The following is a 15,123-nucleotide window of genomic DNA, read 5'->3' as shown; positions in this document are numbered from 1 at the left end:
CGTGTCCCGTGAGGTGATCCGATGGCTTTCCAATGCACCGTCCCCGCCGTTCCCACCGTGCAGGTCGACGACGCCAACATTCGCATCACGCGCTGGGATTTCGCGCCGGGCGCAGTGACCGGCTGGCACAGCCACGGCTGGCCCTATTTCGTCGTGCTGCTGACGGACGGCATCCTGCGCATCCACGACGGCAAGCAGGTCCACGACAACCACCTCGTCGCAGGCCAGTCCTACATGCGCCAGGCGGGCGTCGAGCACGACGTGATGAACGGCTCCGACCATCCGCTGTCCTTCATCGAGATCGAGGTGAAGAACCCGGCGGCTTTCGCAGGCACGCCCGGCCAGGGCTGATCGCGCCTTACGTGGCCGCCGCGATCTCCGCGACGCTCGGCGGGGCGGCCTTGATCGTCTTGGTCACCACATAGGTGAAATAGCGCTCGATGCCGATTTCGGCCGTCAGCAGCCGGTCGATGAGGCGCTGGTAGCTGTCGATGTCGCGCGTCATGACGCGCATGATGTAGTCGACGCCGCCGCCCGTGGCGTCGCAGGCGACGATCTGCGGCTCGCGGGCGATCGCATCCTCGAAGCGCCGGAAGTCAGCCTGCGCGTGGCTGCGCAGCGTCACCTCGACGAGCACGGTCGTAAAGCGGCCGATGCGTTCGAGATCGAGCCGCGCCTCGTAGCCGCGGATGAGACCGATCTCCTCGAGCCGCTTCAGCCGCTCCCAGCAGGCGGTCGGCGACAGGTTGACCGCCTCGGCGAGCTTCAGCTTCGTGATGCGCCCGTCGCGCTGCAGCACGGAAAGGATGTTGAGGTCGATCCTGTCGAGTTTTGCCATCGCGTCCCGCAGCCGGATATTGTAATGATGCCGAAGCGGCATTGTAGCGGGTCAATCCATGGTGCGACACATCGAAATTGACGCCGGCGGCGAGGCGGGCCATGGAGAGGCGGCATCCGGATCGGCCGGGGGATGGCATCCGCTGCTGCCGCGCCGGCCCGGCGCGACCAAGCACAAACTGCTCACCGAGGCGATCATCGCCGATATCGAGGCGGGCCTCCTGCCGCCGCGGGCGCGCATGCCGACGCACCGAGAGCTCGCCCGCCGCATCGGCGTCTCCGTGCAGACGGTCAGCATCAGCTACAAGGAGGCGGAGCGGCTCGGCTACCTGAGCGGCGAGGTGGGGCGCGGCACCTTCGTGCGCAGCCGCATCACCGAGCAGGCCGACCGCTTCATGCTCGACCGCAGCCCGGGCGACAAGGCGGACCTGTCCATCATCCGCGCCGTCTATACGGAGGCGCACGAGCGCGCCTCGCGGGCCATGATGACCGCGCTCGCCGAGGCGGACAACAGCGCCTTCATGCGCCCGTGCCGACCGATCGCCGGGCTTGATGCGCACCGCGCCGCCGGCCAGCAATGGGTGGCGCGGCTTGGCGTCAGCACCGACCGCAACCGCATCCTCATCACCAACGGCGCGGCGCACGGCCTCTTCCTGGCCGTCGCCGCCGTGGTGCGGCGCGGCGACGTGGTGCTGACGGAGAGCCTGACCGACCACGGCATCATCGGCCTTGCCAACGTGCTCGGCTTCACCTTGCGCGGCCTGCCGACCGACGGGGAAGGCGTGCTGGTGGAGGCCTTCGAGGCCGCCTGCCGCAGCGGGGACGTCGCCGCGCTCGTCATGGTGCCCACCCTCGGCAATCCGACGAGCCACGTGGCCGGAGCCGAGCGGCGCCGGCAGATCGCCGAGGTGGCGCGCCGGCATGGCGTCTTCGTCATCGAGGACGAGGTCTACAAGCCGCTGGTCGCCGAGCCGTTGCCGGCTTATGCCGAACTCCTGCCGGACCTTGCCTTTTTCGTCACCAGCTTCACCAAGTCGGTGCTGACGGGGCTGCGCGTGGGCTATCTCGTGGTGCCGCCGCAATATGCCATCCGCGTTGCCAGCATCCTGCGCGTGACGAGCTGGAGCGCCACCAACCTTGCGGCGGAGATCGCGACGCGCTGGGTGGAGGATGGCACGGCGGACGAACTCGTGGTCCTGCAACGGGCCGAGGCCCGGGCGCGTCAGGCAATCGTCGCCGATGTACTCGGCGCCTATGTGGCCGGCAGCCATCCGCTCTCGCTCAGCGCCTGGCTCGCCGTGCCGCCGCACTGGAGCGAGGAGGGGCTCGTGCGCCAGCTGGCGCGCCGCGGCATCGCGGTGACGCCTTCCGATCCCTTTGTTGCCGGTGAGGAGCGGCCGGCGGGCGGCATCCGCATCTGCCTCGGCGGACGGCTGTCGCACGCGGCCCTGCGCGAGACGCTGGAGGCGGTACGCGATACCTTTGCCCAATTGCCGCCGATCTACGATGTCGATGCCATCGCCTGACGAAAAATTGTAATGATTTAATGTTTTGATTGACATGATACATGCGCGGTCCGAGCATGCTCCCGAACCAGTGACGGGAGCTGCCTTCCCCCATGTCATCTGTCGGGTCCAGGTCAATCGACGCGCCACCCATCGACGCTCTGCCGGTCGGCCTCGCCGCTATCCGGCACGCGCGGGGCGCGCTTGCAGGGAAGGTGGTGGCGACGCCGCTGGCGCATTCGCCGAGCCTGACGCGGCGGCTGGGCGCGCCCGTCTTCCTCAAGCTCGACAGCCGGCAGGAAACCGGCAGCTTCAAGTTGCGCGGCGCCACCAACGCGCTCCTTGCGCTTGGTGATGATGCGCGTCGGCGCGGCGTCGCCACGGCCTCGACCGGCAACCACGGCCGCGCGCTCGCCCATGCGGCGAAGGCGCTCGGTATCCGCGTTGTCGTCTGCCTCTCGGCCCTCGTGCCGGCCAACAAGGTTGAGGCCGTGCGGGCGCTCGGCGCCGAGGTGCGCATCGTCGGCCGCTCGCAGGACGACGCCCAGGTCGAGGTCGATCGCCTCGTGCGCGAGGAGGGGCTGACGGCCATCCCGCCCTTCGATCATCCGGACGTCATCGCGGGCCAGGGCACCCTCGGCCTCGAGGTGGTGGAGGAGCTGCCGGAGCTTGCCACACTGCTCGTGCCGCTCTCCGGCGGCGGGCTCGCGGCGGGCGTTGCGGCGGCGGTCAAGGGCGTGAAGCCGTCCGTGCGCGTGATCGGCATCTCCATGGCGCGCGGCGCGGCCATGCAGGCGAGCCTCGCGGCCGGCCGGCCCGTCGCCGTGGAGGAGGTGGAGACGCTGGCCGATTCCCTCGGCGGCGGCATCGGGCTTGCCAACCGCTACACCTTCGCCATGTGCCAGGCGCTGCTCGACGATGTCGTGCTCATCGACGAGGCGGAGATCGCCGCCGGCATCCGCCACGCCTTCCACGCGGAGGGCGAGGTGGTGGAGGGCGCGGGTGCGGTCGGGGTCGCCGCCATCCTCGCCGGCCGGATCGCGGCTGACGGCCCGGTCGTCGCGCTCGTCACGGGGCGCAACATCGATCCGGAGCGCCATCGCGCCATCGTCGCGCAAGGAGATGCCGCATGAGCCGCATGCTGATCCTCGGCGAGGCCGAGCTGCGCCGCATCGTCGCCCTCGACAGGAGCGCCGTCGACGCGGTGGGGGGGGCCTTCGCCGCGCTCGCGACGAAGGCGGTGGCGATGCCGCCGATCATGCGCATCGATATCCCCGAACACCGCGGGGAGGTGGACGTGAAGAGCGCCTACGTGCCCGGTCTCGGCAGCTTCGCCATCAAGGTGAGCCCCGGCTTCTTCGACAATCCGAAGATCGGCCTGCCGAGCCTCAACGGGCTCATGATGCTCTTCTCCGCCCATACCGGGCTCGTCGAGGCGCTGTTCCTCGACAACGGCTATCTGACCGACGTGCGCACGGCTGCAGCCGGCGCGGTGGCGGCCACACACCTCGCCCGGCCCGATGCGCGCGTCGCCGCCATCCTCGGCGCCGGCGTGCAGGCGCGCCTGCAGCTCGAGGCGCTGACGCTGGTAAGGCCGATCGCCGAGGCGCGCATCTGGGCGCGGGACGCGGAGAAGGCGCGCGAGACGGCGGCAGCCATGGCCGACAAGCTCGGCATCGCCGTGACGGCTATGGTGGATCCCGAGAGCGCCGTGACCGGCGCCGATGTGATCGTCACCACGACGCCGGCCGAGACGCCGATCCTCCAGGCGGCCTGGCTTTGCGCCGGCCAGCATGTCACGGCCATGGGTTCGGACGCCGAGCACAAGAACGAGATCGACCCGGTGGTCTTCGGCCGGGCCACCTATGTCGCCGACAGCCTGAAGCAGACGCGCCGGCTCGGCGAACTTCACCATGCCATCGCCGCCGGCGTCGTCGCCGACGAGGCGATCTTTGCCGAGCTCGGCGCCGTCGTCGCGGGCCTGGTTCCGGGCCGGCAGAGCGAGGACGAGATCACTTTGTGCGACCTGACGGGCACGGGCGTGCAGGACACGGCTATCGCCATCCTCGCCCACCGCCGCGCGGTGGAGGCGGATGCCGGCATGGCCTTCGACACAACGACAGGGACGGGAGCGGACGCGTGAGCGCAGCCACACTCAACTTCTCGCGGGAGGAATATGCCGCGCGCCTCGCCAAGACGCGGGCGGCGATGGAGAAGGCGGGCATCGATCTCCTGATCGTCACCGACCCGTCCAACATGCACTGGCTGACGGGCTACGACGGCTGGTCCTTCTACGTGCACCAGTGCGTGCTCGTTGCCGGCGACGGCGAGCCGGTCTGGTACGGCCGCACGCAGGATGCCAATGGCGCCAGGCGCACGGCCTGGATCGGCAATGACAACATCCTCGCCTATCCGGACCACTACGTGCAGTCCACCGAGCGGCATCCGATGGATCTGCTGTCTGAGATCATCACCGATCGCGGCTGGGGCAATGCCGTCGTCGGCGTCGAGATGGACAATTACTATTTCAGCGCCGCTGCCTATGCCTCGCTGCAGAGGCACCTGCCGAACGCGCGCTTCAAGGATGCGACGGCGCTCGTCAACTGGCAGCGCGCAGTGAAGAGCCCGACCGAGCTTGACTACATGCGCAAGGCTGGCCGCATCGTCGAGAAGATGCACGCGCGCATCCTCGAGGTCGTGAAGCCCGGCCTGCGCAAGAGCGACCTCGTCGCCGAGATCTACGACGCCGGCATTCGCGGCGCAGACGGCTACGGCGGCGACTATCCCGCCATCGTGCCGCTCCTGCCCTCGGGCGCCGATGCCTCCGCTCCGCACCTGACCTGGGACGACGCGCCGATGCGCGCGGGCGAGGGCACCTTCTTCGAGATTGCCGGCTGCTACAGGCGCTATCACTGCCCCCTGTCGCGCACTGTCTTCCTCGGCAAGCCGACTGAGGCCTTCCTCGATGCGGAGAAGGCGACGCTCGAGGGCATGGAGGCGGGGCTTGCCGCGGCGAAACCCGGCAACACCTGCGAGGACATCGCCAATGCCTTCTTCGCGGTGCTCCGACGCTACGGCATCGTCAAGGACAACCGCACCGGCTATCCCATCGGCCTCAGCTATCCGCCCGACTGGGGCGAGCGCACCATGAGCCTCAGGCCCGGCGACCGCACGGTGCTGGAGCCGGGCATGACCTTCCACTTCATGACAGGGCTGTGGCTCGATGACATGGGCCTCGAGATCACCGAGAGCATCGTCATCACCGACGACGGCGTCGCGTGCCTGTCGAACGTGCCGCGCCAGCTCTTCGTCAGGGACTGAAGACCCGTGCTCATGAACCCTGCTTCGCGCCCCTCACCGGTCGTGCCGACCGTCGACCTTGCCGCTCCCGGCGTGCGGCACGGACACCTGCGCCTGCCCTACAGCCGCGACGACAGCGCCTGGGGCTCCGTGATGATTCCGATCACCGTCGTCGTGGGCGGCGAAGGGCCGACGGCGCTCCTCACCGGCGGCAATCACGGCGACGAATACGAGGGGCCGGCGGCGCTCTTCGACCTCGCGCAGCGCCTCACGCCGGAGGCGGTGAGCGGGCGTGTCATCATCGTGCCGGCCATGAACTACCCGGCCTTTGCGGCCGGTACGCGCACCTCGCCCATCGACCGCGGCAATCTCAACCGCTCCTTCCCCGGCCGGCCCGACGGCACGGTGACGGAGAAGATCGCCGACTACTTCACCCGCCATCTGGTGCCGCTCGCCGATATCGTGCTCGATTTCCACTCCGGCGGACGCACGCTCGATTTCGTGCCCTATGCGGCCGCGCACGAACTGCCCGACAAGGTGCAGGAGGCGCGCTGCTTCGCGGCGGTGGCCGCTTTCGGCGCTCCCTATTCGATGCGCATGCGCGAGATCGACGCGGTCGGCATGTACGACACGACCGTCGAGGAGATGGGGAAGGTCTTCGTTACCACCGAGCTCGGCGGTGGCGGTACCGCGAGCGCGCGCACCATCGCCATCGCCCGGCGCGGCGTCGCCAACGTGCTGCGGCACGCCGGCATCCTCGCCGGACAGCCCGAGCCGGCCGCGAGCCGCTTCCTCGACATGCCGTCGGACGACTGCTTTGTCTTCGCCGAGGAGGCGGGCCTCGTCGCCTTCGCGAGGGACTTGGGCGAGGAGGTTTCGGAAGGGGAGGTGGTCGCGCTGATCCACCCCATCGCGCGCACGGGGCTCGCCCCCCTCGCGATGCGCGCGAAGCACGGCGGCATCCTCGCCGCGCGGCATTTCCCCGGCCTCGTCAAGCCGGGCGACTGCCTCTTCGTCACCGCAACGCTCGAGGAGGCGCCCTGACCCGTTCGCCGCCCTGAAGCCCTTGCGGCTTCAGGGCGGCCAAGCCATTTCCGCCGGCGGCAGCGCCGAAAGCCGAACCAATCGGCATGCGGATGATTGAAGACCAGAGGAGAAGATCGATGAAACTGTCTCTTGCCACCGGTGCCGCCGCTGTTGCTCTCGTTCTCGGCCTTGGCACCGCGCAGGCCGCGAGCCTCGATGACATCAAGTCTCAGGGTTACATCCGCGCCGCCACTGCCAACGAGGTGCCCTACGGCTACATGACCCCCGACGGCGCCGCCGCCGGCATCGGGCCAGAAGTCGCCATCGCCGTGCTGAAGCGCATGGGCATCACCGAGATCAACTGGACGGTGACGCCCTTCGGCACCCTCATCCCCGGCCTCAAGGCCAACCGCTATGACTTCGTCGCGGCCGAGCAGAACATCTCGCCCGAGCGCTGCAAGCAGGTGGCCTTCACGGAGCCGAACTCGAGCTACGGCGAGGGCCTGCTCGTCAAGAAGGGCAACCCCAAGGGCCTGACGACCTACGCCGACATCGCCAAGGACCCGTCGCTGAAGGTGGCCGTCGTCTCCGGCGCCAACAACATCGACTTCCTGCGTGCCGTCGGCGTCAAGGACGAGCAGGTGGTGTTCATCACGGCCAATGCCGATGCGCTCGCCACCGTGCAGAGCCGCACCGATGCCTATGCGGCGACCGAGCTCACCGTCGCCAACCTCGCCAAGGGCCAGGGGGCGGTCGAGCAGGTGAAGCCCTTTACCGACCCGGTCGTCGACAACAAGCCGGTGCGCAACTACGGCGGCTTCGCCTTCCGTCCCGAGGACAAGGATCTTCACGACGCCTTCAACAAGGAGCTCGTCGCGTTCCGCAAGACGGACGAGTACAAGAAGATCCTCGCCTCCTACGGCCTCAGCGAGGAGAGCATCAAGGCGGCGTCCGAGAAGAACGTCGCCGACTTGTGCGCCGGCAAGTGAGCCTCGGCTAGAGCGCAGCGTCGCGTCCGGGCGGGCCGGACGCGACATTCCCGTCCACGATGTCCGACCGGGAGGGCCGTGATGGACTGGCTCACCTATCTGCCATCCCTGGCGCAGGGCGCCCTCGTGACCGCATGGATCACGCTGGCCTCCATCGCCATCGGGGCGGCGCTCGCCTTTGCCGCCGGCATCGCCCGCGTCGAGGGCGGGCGCGCCGTCTCGACGCTCGCGCTGTGCTACACCGAGGTGTTTCGCGGCACCTCCCTGCTCGTGCAGCTCTTCTGGCTCTATTACGCCCTGCCGCTGGTCGGCCTATCCTTCGATCCGGTGACGACGGGCATCGTCGGCCTGTCGCTCCACGTCGGCGCCTATGGCTCGGAGATTGTGCGCGGGGCGCTCAGCGCCGTGCCGGTGGCACAGCGCGAGGCAGCGCGTGCGCTCAATTTCGGGCGCGTGCACACGCTTGTGCGCATCTGCCTGCCGCAGGCCATCGTCGAGATGATGCCGGCCTTCGGCAATCTCGCCATCGAGACGCTGAAGCTCTCCTCGCTCGTTTCGCTCATCTCCATCGCGGACCTGACCTTCCGCGCTCAGTCCATCCGCAACATCACCCTCGACAGCGCCACCGTCTACACGCTGACGCTCGTCGGCTACTTCCTGATGTCGCTGGTGCTCATGCTCGCCATGCGGCTCATCGAGCGGATGGTGCGGCGCGGGGCGGCCTTTCCGAGGGCGGCGCACGCATGATGTACGGTTACGCCTGGGACCTCACGACACCGCTCACCTATGCGGCGTCCATCCTGCCGATCCTGCTGATCGGCCTCACCGTAACGCTGCAGGCGGCGGCGGCCGGCTTCGCGCTCGCCCTCGTGCTCGGCCTCGCCTTCGCGCTCCTGCGCCGCAGCCGCATCAAGGCGGTGGCCCTGACGACGGCCTTCGTCGTCGAGTTCCTGCGCGACACGCCGCTTCTGGTGCAGCTCTTCTTCCTCTACTACGTGCTGCCCGACTACGGCATCACGCTGCCGGCCTTCCTCACCGGCGTCATCGCGCTCGGCCTGCAATATTCCGCCTATACGTCCGAGGTCTATCGCGGCGGCATCGAGGCCATCCCGCGCGGGCAATGGGAGGCGGCGACGGCGCTCAACATGACGCGCTGGCAGACCTATCGCGACATCGTCATCCCGCAGATGGTGCCGCGCATCGTCCCCACCATGGGAAACTACCTCGTCGCCATGCTCAAGGAGACGCCCGTGCTCTCCGTCGTTACCGTGCTCGAGATGCTCGGCCTCGCCAACATGATCGGCGAGCGCACCTTCGAATATCTCGTGCCCCTGTCGATGGTCGGCATCATCTTCCTTCTGCTTACCCTCATCTGCTCGGCCGGCATCCATCGACTTGAGAAGGTGCTGCCGAAAGCCGGGATACCGCTGCGATGAACAAGGTCCTTGCACAACAGCCGGATGCGGCGAGCGCCGCCGCCACTCCCGTCATCGAGTTCCGGGGTGTCACCAAGCGCTTCGGCGGGCTCACCGTGCTCGACGACTTCAACTTCGCCGTCGCGCCGGGCGAGAAGGTGACGCTCATCGGCCCCTCGGGCTCGGGCAAGTCGACGGTGCTGCGCATTCTCATGACGCTGGAGCCGTTCCAGGAAGGGCAGCTGACGCTCGCCGGCATTCCCTATCACGAACCGCACGGCAAGGGCCCCTTCCGCGCCAGCGACCGGCACCTGCACCAGATCCGCAGCCACGTCGGCATGGTGTTCCAGAGCTTCAATCTCTTCCCGCACATGAGCGTGCTGCGCAACGTCACCGAGGCGCCGGTCGCCGTGCTCGGCCTGTCGCGTGCCGAGGCCGAGTGCCGTGCCATCGACCTGCTGCGCATGGTCGGCCTCGCCGACAAGAAGGACCATTATCCCGCTCAGCTCTCCGGCGGGCAGCAGCAGCGCGTCGCGATCGCCCGCGCGCTCGCCATGCGCCCGCGCGTGCTGCTGTTCGACGAGCCGACCTCGGCGCTCGACCCGCAGCTCGTCGGCGAGGTGCTCGGCGTCATCCGCAACCTCGCCAGCGAGCACGACCTCACCATGCTGCTCGTCACGCACGAGATGCGCTTCGCGCGCGAGGTGTCGGACCGGGTCTGCTTCTTCGACAAGGGCCGCATCGTCGAGGAGGGCGAGCCCGAGCGCATCTTCACGGCCCCGGCCGAGCCGCGCACGCGCGAGTTCCTGCAGTCGGTGCTCGGCTGAGGTGGCGAAAATTTTTCGCCCTCGGGCCGAAATACCGAAACTTCGTCGGCGGCGGGAGGCGAGAAAGGACCAAGTCTCGGCGTCGCCGCGGCTAGCCTCGCGGTGAAGGACTTCGCCGGAGGAGAACCCATGAACGCCCATGCCGCGACGGCTCATGCCGAGCAGCACCCCCAGCACCACCCGGGCTATGGCCGCCTGAAGGACCCGCGACTCATGCGCACGCTCGGCTATGTCGACGGGCGCTGGACGGCGGCGCCCGACGGTGCCGTCTTCGATGTGAACGATCCCGCCGACGGCACGCTCGTCGCCCGTGTTGCGGCGCTCGGGGCCGATGCCGCCGATGCGGCCGTTGCGGCGGCGCATCGCGCCTTCCCCGCCTGGCGAGCGCTGCTGCCGCAGGAGCGGGCGGCGCGGCTCGGAACCTGGTACGACCTCATCATGGCGGCGCGCGAGGACCTCGCCGTCATCATGGTGATGGAGCAGGGCAAGCCTCTCGCCGAGGCCCGCGGCGAGATCGACTATGCCGCCTCCTTCGTCGCCTGGTATGCGGAAGAGGCCGTGCGGGTGAATGTCGAGGGCGTTACCAGCCATCTGGCCCACGCGGAGATGATGGTGCGGCGCGAGCCGGTCGGCGTCGCCGCGTTGCTGACGCCGTGGAACTTCCCCTCCGCCATGCTGACGCGCAAGGCGGCCGCAGCGCTCGCCGCCGGCTGCACTGTGGTCGCCCATCCCTCCTCCTACACGCCCTTGTCGGCGCTGGCGCTCGCCGAGCTCGGCGAGCGGGCCGGCCTGCCCGGGGGCGTCTTCAACATCGTGACGGGCGATGCGGCCACCATCGCCGGGCGCTTCTGCGAGGACGAGCGGGTGCGCGCGGTGAGCTTCACCGGCTCGACCGAGATCGGCCGGCAGGTGGCGATGAAGGCCGCCGCCGGCATGAAGCGGCTGGTGCTGGAACTCGGCGGGCACGCCCCGCTCATCATCTTCGACGACGCCGACCTCGACCGTGCCGTTGCCATCGCGATCGACGCCAAATTCGCCACCTCGGGGCAGGACTGCCTCGCCGCCAACCGCATCTATGTCCAGCGCGGCCTCTACGCGGCCTTCTGCGAGCGCTTCGCCGCCCGGGTGAGGACGCTCAAGGTCGGCCCCGGCCTCGCGTCCGGGACCGATATCGGCCCCCTGATGCATGCGCGCGCGGTCGCCAAGGCCAAGGCACATGTGGACGATGCCGTGCGGCGCGGGGCGCGCTGCCTCGCGGGCGGGGAGGCGGAGGACGGCACGCTGTTCTTCCAGCCGACAGTGCTCGTCGATGTGCCGGACGAAGCGGCCATCATGCGCGAGGAGACATTCGCGCCGGTCGCCCCCGTCACGTCCTTCGACGACGAAGCGGAGGTGATCGTCCGGGCGAATGCCAGCGACTATGGCCTTGCCGCCTATGTGGTGACGCGGGACGGGGCGCGGGCCCTGCGTCTCGGCCGGGCGCTCGACTACGGCATGGTGGCCGTCAACCGCGTCAAGCTTACCGGCCCGCCCGTGCCCTTCGGCGGTGTCAAGCTCTCCGGTCTCGGCCGCGAGGGCTCGCGCCACGGCCTCGAAGCCTTCACGGATCTCAAATACCTCTGCCTCGACCTTTCTTGATCCCGGAGACGACCATGCTCGACAAGACCATCCTGCCCGACAACGAACTCACCGCCTGGGACCGGGACCACTTCTTCCACCCGTCGACCCACATGGGCCAGCACGCTCGTGGCGAGAGCCCTAACCGCATCATCGCCGGCGGCGAGGGCGTCCATATCGTCGACCGGCAGGGCCGGCGCAGCCTCGACGCCTTCGCCGGGCTCTACTGCGTCAATGTCGGCTACGGCCGGGAGAAGATCGCCGAGGCCATCGCCGAGCAGGCGGCGAAGCTGCCCTATTATCACGCCTATGTCGGCCACGGCTCCGAGCCGTCGATCCGCCTCGCCAAGATGATCATCGACCGCGCGCCGCAGGGCATGGGCCGCGTCTTCTTCGGCCTCTCGGGCTCGGATGCCAACGAGACCAATGTCAAGCTCGTCTGGTACTACAACAACGTGCTCGGCCGGTCTCAGAAGAAGAAGATCATCTCGCGCTGGCGCGGCTATCACGGCTCCGGCCTGATGACCGGCAGCCTCACGGGCCTTGCAGCCTTCCACAACCAGTTCGACCTGCCGCTGCCGCCGGTGCTGCACACCGAGGCGCCGTACTACTTCCGCCGCCCCGACCGGAGCATGAGCGAGGACCAGTTCTCGACCTGGTGCGCCGAGAGGCTCGAGGCGCTGATCCTCGCCGAGGGGCCGGAAACGGTGGCGGCCTTCATCGGCGAGCCGGTACTCGGCACGGGCGGCATCGTGCCGCCGCCGGCCGGCTACTGGGAGAAGATCCAGGCCGTGCTCGCCAAGTACGACATCCTGCTCATCGCCGACGAGGTGGTGACCGGCTTCGGGCGCCTCGGCTCGATGTTCGGCTCCGACCACTACGGCATCCGGCCGGACCTCATCACCATCGCGAAGGGGCTGACCTCGGCCTATGCGCCGCTCTCGGGCGTCATCGTGTCGGAGAAGGTGTGGCGCGTGCTCGAGGAGGGCTCGGACAAATTCGGTCCCATCGGCCACGGCTGGACCTATTCGGCCCACCCGCTCTGCGCCGCGGCAGGCGTCGCCAATCTTGAGCTCGTCGACGAGCTCGGCCTCGTCGCCAATGCGGCGGAGGTCGGCGCCTATTTCGTGAAGAACCTCAAGGAGGCGCTCGTCGACCATCCCCATGTCGGCGAGGTGCGCGGGGAGGGGCTGCTCGCCGCCGTCGAGCTCGTGAAGGACAAGCACGACCGCGCCTTCTTCGCGGCGGACGAGAAGGTCGGGCCGCGCGTCGCGGCAGCGCTTCTCGATCGCGGCGTCATCGGCCGCGCCATGCCGCAGGGCGACATCCTCGGCTTTGCGCCGCCGCTGTGCCTGACGCGCGCGGAGGCGGATGTGGTCGTCGCCGCGGCGAAGGCGGCGGTGGAGGCCGTGCTGCCGCGGTGAAACGACGGGGCGGGCCGCCGGCCCGCCTCCGCTCACGCCGCGCTGTCGATATCGGCGCGGCGGCCCACCGCCTGGCCGGCGGTCGCAGTCTCGACGAGATCCGCCTGGGTGCGCTCGCTGACGAGCACCTCGCTCACGCTTTCGGGGCGGACGATGCCGGCAAGTTCCCCGTCCTCGGTGACGACCGGCAGCGGATGGGGACTTTCGAGCAGCGTCGGGATGGCGCTCTCGATGGCCGTATCGGCGGTGACGGCGGGATGGGCCTCGGCCACGGCGGCGACGGCTTCTCCGGTGCCCTGCGTTACCGCCGCGCGCTCCAGCCCTTCCTTCGTCACCACGCCGGCAAAACGCCCGTCGTCGACCACGTAGGCGACGTCGGATTTGGTGCGGCGCATGGCGGCGAGCGCCTCGCCGATGCTCTCCTCGCTGAGGCGCAGGGCCGGCGGCTGCATCAGGCTGTCGACGGTCAGCGCGCGGGCGCGGTTCACGTCGCGCACGAAGGCCTCGACGTAAGGGTCTGCCGGGGAAAGCAGGATGTCGGTAGGCGTGCCCACCTGCACGAGCCGCCCGTCCTTCAGGATGGCGATGCGGTCGGCGAGGCGCAGCGCCTCGTCGAGATCGTGGGTGATGAAGACGATGGTCTTGCCCGTGGCGCGCTGCAGGGCGACGAGCTCGTCCTGCAATTCGCTGCGGATGAGCGGGTCGAGCGCTGAGAAGGCCTCGTCCATGAGGATGATGTCGGTATCGGCGGCGAGCGCGCGGGCGAGGCCGACGCGCTGCTGCATGCCGCCCGACAGCTCCCCGGGATAGCGATCCTCGTAGCCCTTGAGGCCGACGCGCTCCAGCCAGTCGCGGGCGCTTGCCTCGCGCTCGGCCCTGGGGAGGCCGCGGATCTCGAGCCCGTAGGCCGCGTTTTCGAGCACCCGCCGATGCGGCAGCAGGCCGAAGCGCTGGAAGACCATGGCGATGCGCCGGCGGCGCAGGGCGATGAGATCCTTCTTCGACAGGGCCATGATGTCCGTGCCGTCGATGCGCACCGCCCCGGCGGTCGAATCGATCAGCCGGTTGATGTGGCGCACCAGCGTCGACTTGCCCGAGCCGGACAGGCCCATGACGACGAAGATCTCGCCCGCCTCGATGGAGAGCGTGATGTCGTCGAGGCCGAGGACGTGGTTCGTCTCGGCGAGCAGGGCCTTCTTGTCGGCCCCGGCGCGCACGCGCGCGAGGGCTCCTTCGGGATCGTTGCCGAAGATGGTGACGACATGGTCGAGTTCGATGAGCGGCATGGCGGCTCCTCTCAGGCCTCGGCACTGCGGTGGCGCTGCAGGCGCCGGCCGTAGGCCTGGGTGATGCGGTCGATCACGACGGCGAGGATGACGATGGTGATGCCGCCGACGAGGCCGGTGCCGGAATCGTTGCGCTGCAGGCCGAGCAGCACCGTCTCGCCGACGCCGCGCGCGCCGATCATCGAGGCGATGACGACCATGGACAGCGCCAGCATCGTGGTCTGGTTGATGCCCTGCATGATGGTGGGCAGGGACAGGGGAATCTGCACGCCGGTGAGGATCTGGGCGCGCGTCGCGCCGAAGGCGCGGCTCGCCTCCACCACCTCGCCGTCGACCTCGCGGATGCCGAGATCGGTGAGGCGGATGAGCGGCGGCAGGGCATAGATGACGGTGGCGAGGATCGCCGGCACCTTGCCAAGGCCGAAGAGCATCGCCGCCGGGATGAGATAGACGAAGCTCGGGATGGTCTGCATCAGGTCGAGCACGGGGATGAGCCCGCGGCGGAACATCCGCGAGGAGGCGGCGAGGACGCCGAGCGGCAGGCCGACGAGGATGCAGAAGCAGACCGACACGAGGATGATGGCGAGCGTCTGCATCGCCTGGTCCCACATCCCGAGCGCGCCTATGAACCACAGCCCGGCGGCGGCGCCGACGGCCATGAGCGGCTTGCGGCTCGCCGCCAGCGCCACCGCCGCGATGATCAGGATCATCGCCCAGGGCGGCAGGGCGCGCAGGCCGCGCTCGATGAAGAGCAGCGCCTGGAGGAGGACGTTGGAGAAGGCTTCGAAGGCGTCGCCGTAATCGACGACGAGGAAATCCACGAGGTCGTTCGTCGCGGCCGCGATCGGCCCGCGGATGTCGGGAAAGATGTTCATGCCAAAGGTGTCCGGTGGGGCG

Annotated in this window: 15 protein-coding genes; 12 read left to right on the top strand and 3 right to left on the bottom strand. The window is 69.1% G+C overall.

Features of this window, described 5'->3' with window-relative positions; all coding sequences use genetic code 11:
* Positions 1 to 21 precede the first annotated feature (21 nt).
* Entirely contained in the window at positions 22 to 351 is a 330-nt protein-coding gene (locus BOQ54_RS17705; protein ID WP_055458745.1) for a cupin domain-containing protein, read from the top strand.
* 7 nt (positions 352 to 358) lie between these two features.
* On the opposite strand, the gene BOQ54_RS17700 is transcribed toward BOQ54_RS17705, so the two are convergent.
* Positions 359 to 838 carry an Lrp/AsnC family transcriptional regulator gene (locus tag BOQ54_RS17700; RefSeq protein ID WP_055458972.1) on the bottom strand — a complete coding sequence of 160 codons (480 nt, stop codon included), beginning with the start codon at positions 836 to 838 and terminating at the stop codon, positions 359 to 361.
* A 58-nt stretch (positions 839 to 896) separates the two neighbouring features.
* Here BOQ54_RS17700 and BOQ54_RS17695 point away from each other — a divergent pair, with 58 nt between their 5' ends.
* From BOQ54_RS17695 to BOQ54_RS17645, 11 genes are all read left to right on the top strand, one after another.
* On the top strand, positions 897 to 2,363 hold the full coding sequence (locus BOQ54_RS17695; protein ID WP_145979829.1) for a PLP-dependent aminotransferase family protein: 1,467 nt from the start codon (positions 897 to 899) through the stop codon (positions 2,361 to 2,363).
* A 92-nt stretch (positions 2,364 to 2,455) separates the two neighbouring features.
* Positions 2,456 to 3,475 (top strand): hydroxyectoine utilization dehydratase EutB, encoded by a 1,020-nt coding sequence (gene eutB / locus BOQ54_RS17690; RefSeq protein ID WP_071924624.1) that lies wholly within the window; start codon positions 2,456 to 2,458, stop codon positions 3,473 to 3,475.
* Positions 3,472 to 4,485 carry an ectoine utilization protein EutC gene (gene eutC, locus BOQ54_RS17685; RefSeq protein ID WP_071924623.1) on the top strand — a complete coding sequence of 338 codons (1,014 nt, stop codon included), beginning with the start codon at positions 3,472 to 3,474 and terminating at the stop codon, positions 4,483 to 4,485. The genes eutB and eutC overlap by 4 nt, the downstream gene beginning before the upstream one ends.
* Complete coding sequence (gene doeA, locus BOQ54_RS17680) at positions 4,482 to 5,663, top strand: ectoine hydrolase DoeA (RefSeq protein ID WP_055458748.1); 1,182 nt, start codon at positions 4,482 to 4,484, stop codon at positions 5,661 to 5,663. Before eutC ends, doeA begins: the two co-directional genes overlap by 4 nt.
* Positions 5,664 to 5,675: 12 nt before the next feature.
* Positions 5,676 to 6,686, top strand: coding sequence for a N(2)-acetyl-L-2,4-diaminobutanoate deacetylase DoeB (doeB, locus tag BOQ54_RS17675; protein ID WP_071924622.1), 1,011 nt, complete (start codon positions 5,676 to 5,678; stop codon positions 6,684 to 6,686).
* A 119-nt stretch (positions 6,687 to 6,805) separates the two neighbouring features.
* The gene (gene ehuB / locus BOQ54_RS17670; RefSeq protein WP_055458750.1) at positions 6,806 to 7,657 is read left to right on the top strand and encodes an ectoine/hydroxyectoine ABC transporter substrate-binding protein EhuB; all 852 of its coding nucleotides are present in this window, start codon (positions 6,806 to 6,808) and stop codon (positions 7,655 to 7,657) included.
* A gap of 81 nt (positions 7,658 to 7,738) precedes the next feature.
* Positions 7,739 to 8,404, top strand: coding sequence for an ectoine/hydroxyectoine ABC transporter permease subunit EhuC (gene ehuC, locus BOQ54_RS17665; RefSeq protein ID WP_055458751.1), 666 nt, complete (start codon positions 7,739 to 7,741; stop codon positions 8,402 to 8,404).
* Positions 8,401 to 9,093, top strand: coding sequence for an ectoine/hydroxyectoine ABC transporter permease subunit EhuD (ehuD, locus tag BOQ54_RS17660; RefSeq protein ID WP_071924621.1), 693 nt, complete (start codon positions 8,401 to 8,403; stop codon positions 9,091 to 9,093). The genes ehuC and ehuD overlap by 4 nt, the downstream gene beginning before the upstream one ends.
* Complete coding sequence (gene ehuA / locus BOQ54_RS17655; protein WP_071924620.1) at positions 9,090 to 9,899, top strand: ectoine/hydroxyectoine ABC transporter ATP-binding protein EhuA; 810 nt, start codon at positions 9,090 to 9,092, stop codon at positions 9,897 to 9,899. Before ehuD ends, ehuA begins: the two co-directional genes overlap by 4 nt.
* A gap of 129 nt (positions 9,900 to 10,028) precedes the next feature.
* Positions 10,029 to 11,537, top strand: coding sequence for an NAD-dependent succinate-semialdehyde dehydrogenase (locus BOQ54_RS17650; protein ID WP_071924619.1), 1,509 nt, complete (start codon positions 10,029 to 10,031; stop codon positions 11,535 to 11,537).
* A 14-nt stretch (positions 11,538 to 11,551) separates the two neighbouring features.
* Positions 11,552 to 12,940: an aspartate aminotransferase family protein gene (locus BOQ54_RS17645; protein WP_055458755.1), complete on the top strand. Its 1,389-nt coding sequence runs from the start codon at positions 11,552 to 11,554 to the stop codon at positions 12,938 to 12,940.
* Between the two features lie 32 nt (positions 12,941 to 12,972).
* On the opposite strand, the gene BOQ54_RS17640 is transcribed toward BOQ54_RS17645, so the two are convergent.
* Entirely contained in the window at positions 12,973 to 14,226 is a 1,254-nt protein-coding gene (locus BOQ54_RS17640; protein WP_071924618.1) for a quaternary amine ABC transporter ATP-binding protein, read from the bottom strand.
* 11 nt (positions 14,227 to 14,237) lie between these two features.
* Entirely contained in the window at positions 14,238 to 15,095 is an 858-nt protein-coding gene (locus BOQ54_RS17635; protein WP_055458974.1) for an ABC transporter permease, read from the bottom strand.
* Positions 15,096 to 15,123: the final 28 nt, after the last annotated feature.

Source organism: Chelatococcus daeguensis (assembly GCF_001887265.1).
Lineage (GTDB): Bacteria > Pseudomonadota > Alphaproteobacteria > Rhizobiales > Beijerinckiaceae > Chelatococcus_A > Chelatococcus_A sambhunathii.
The sequence above is the reverse complement of the archived record's forward strand: the minus strand, read 5'-3'. Positions and strand labels throughout refer to the sequence as shown.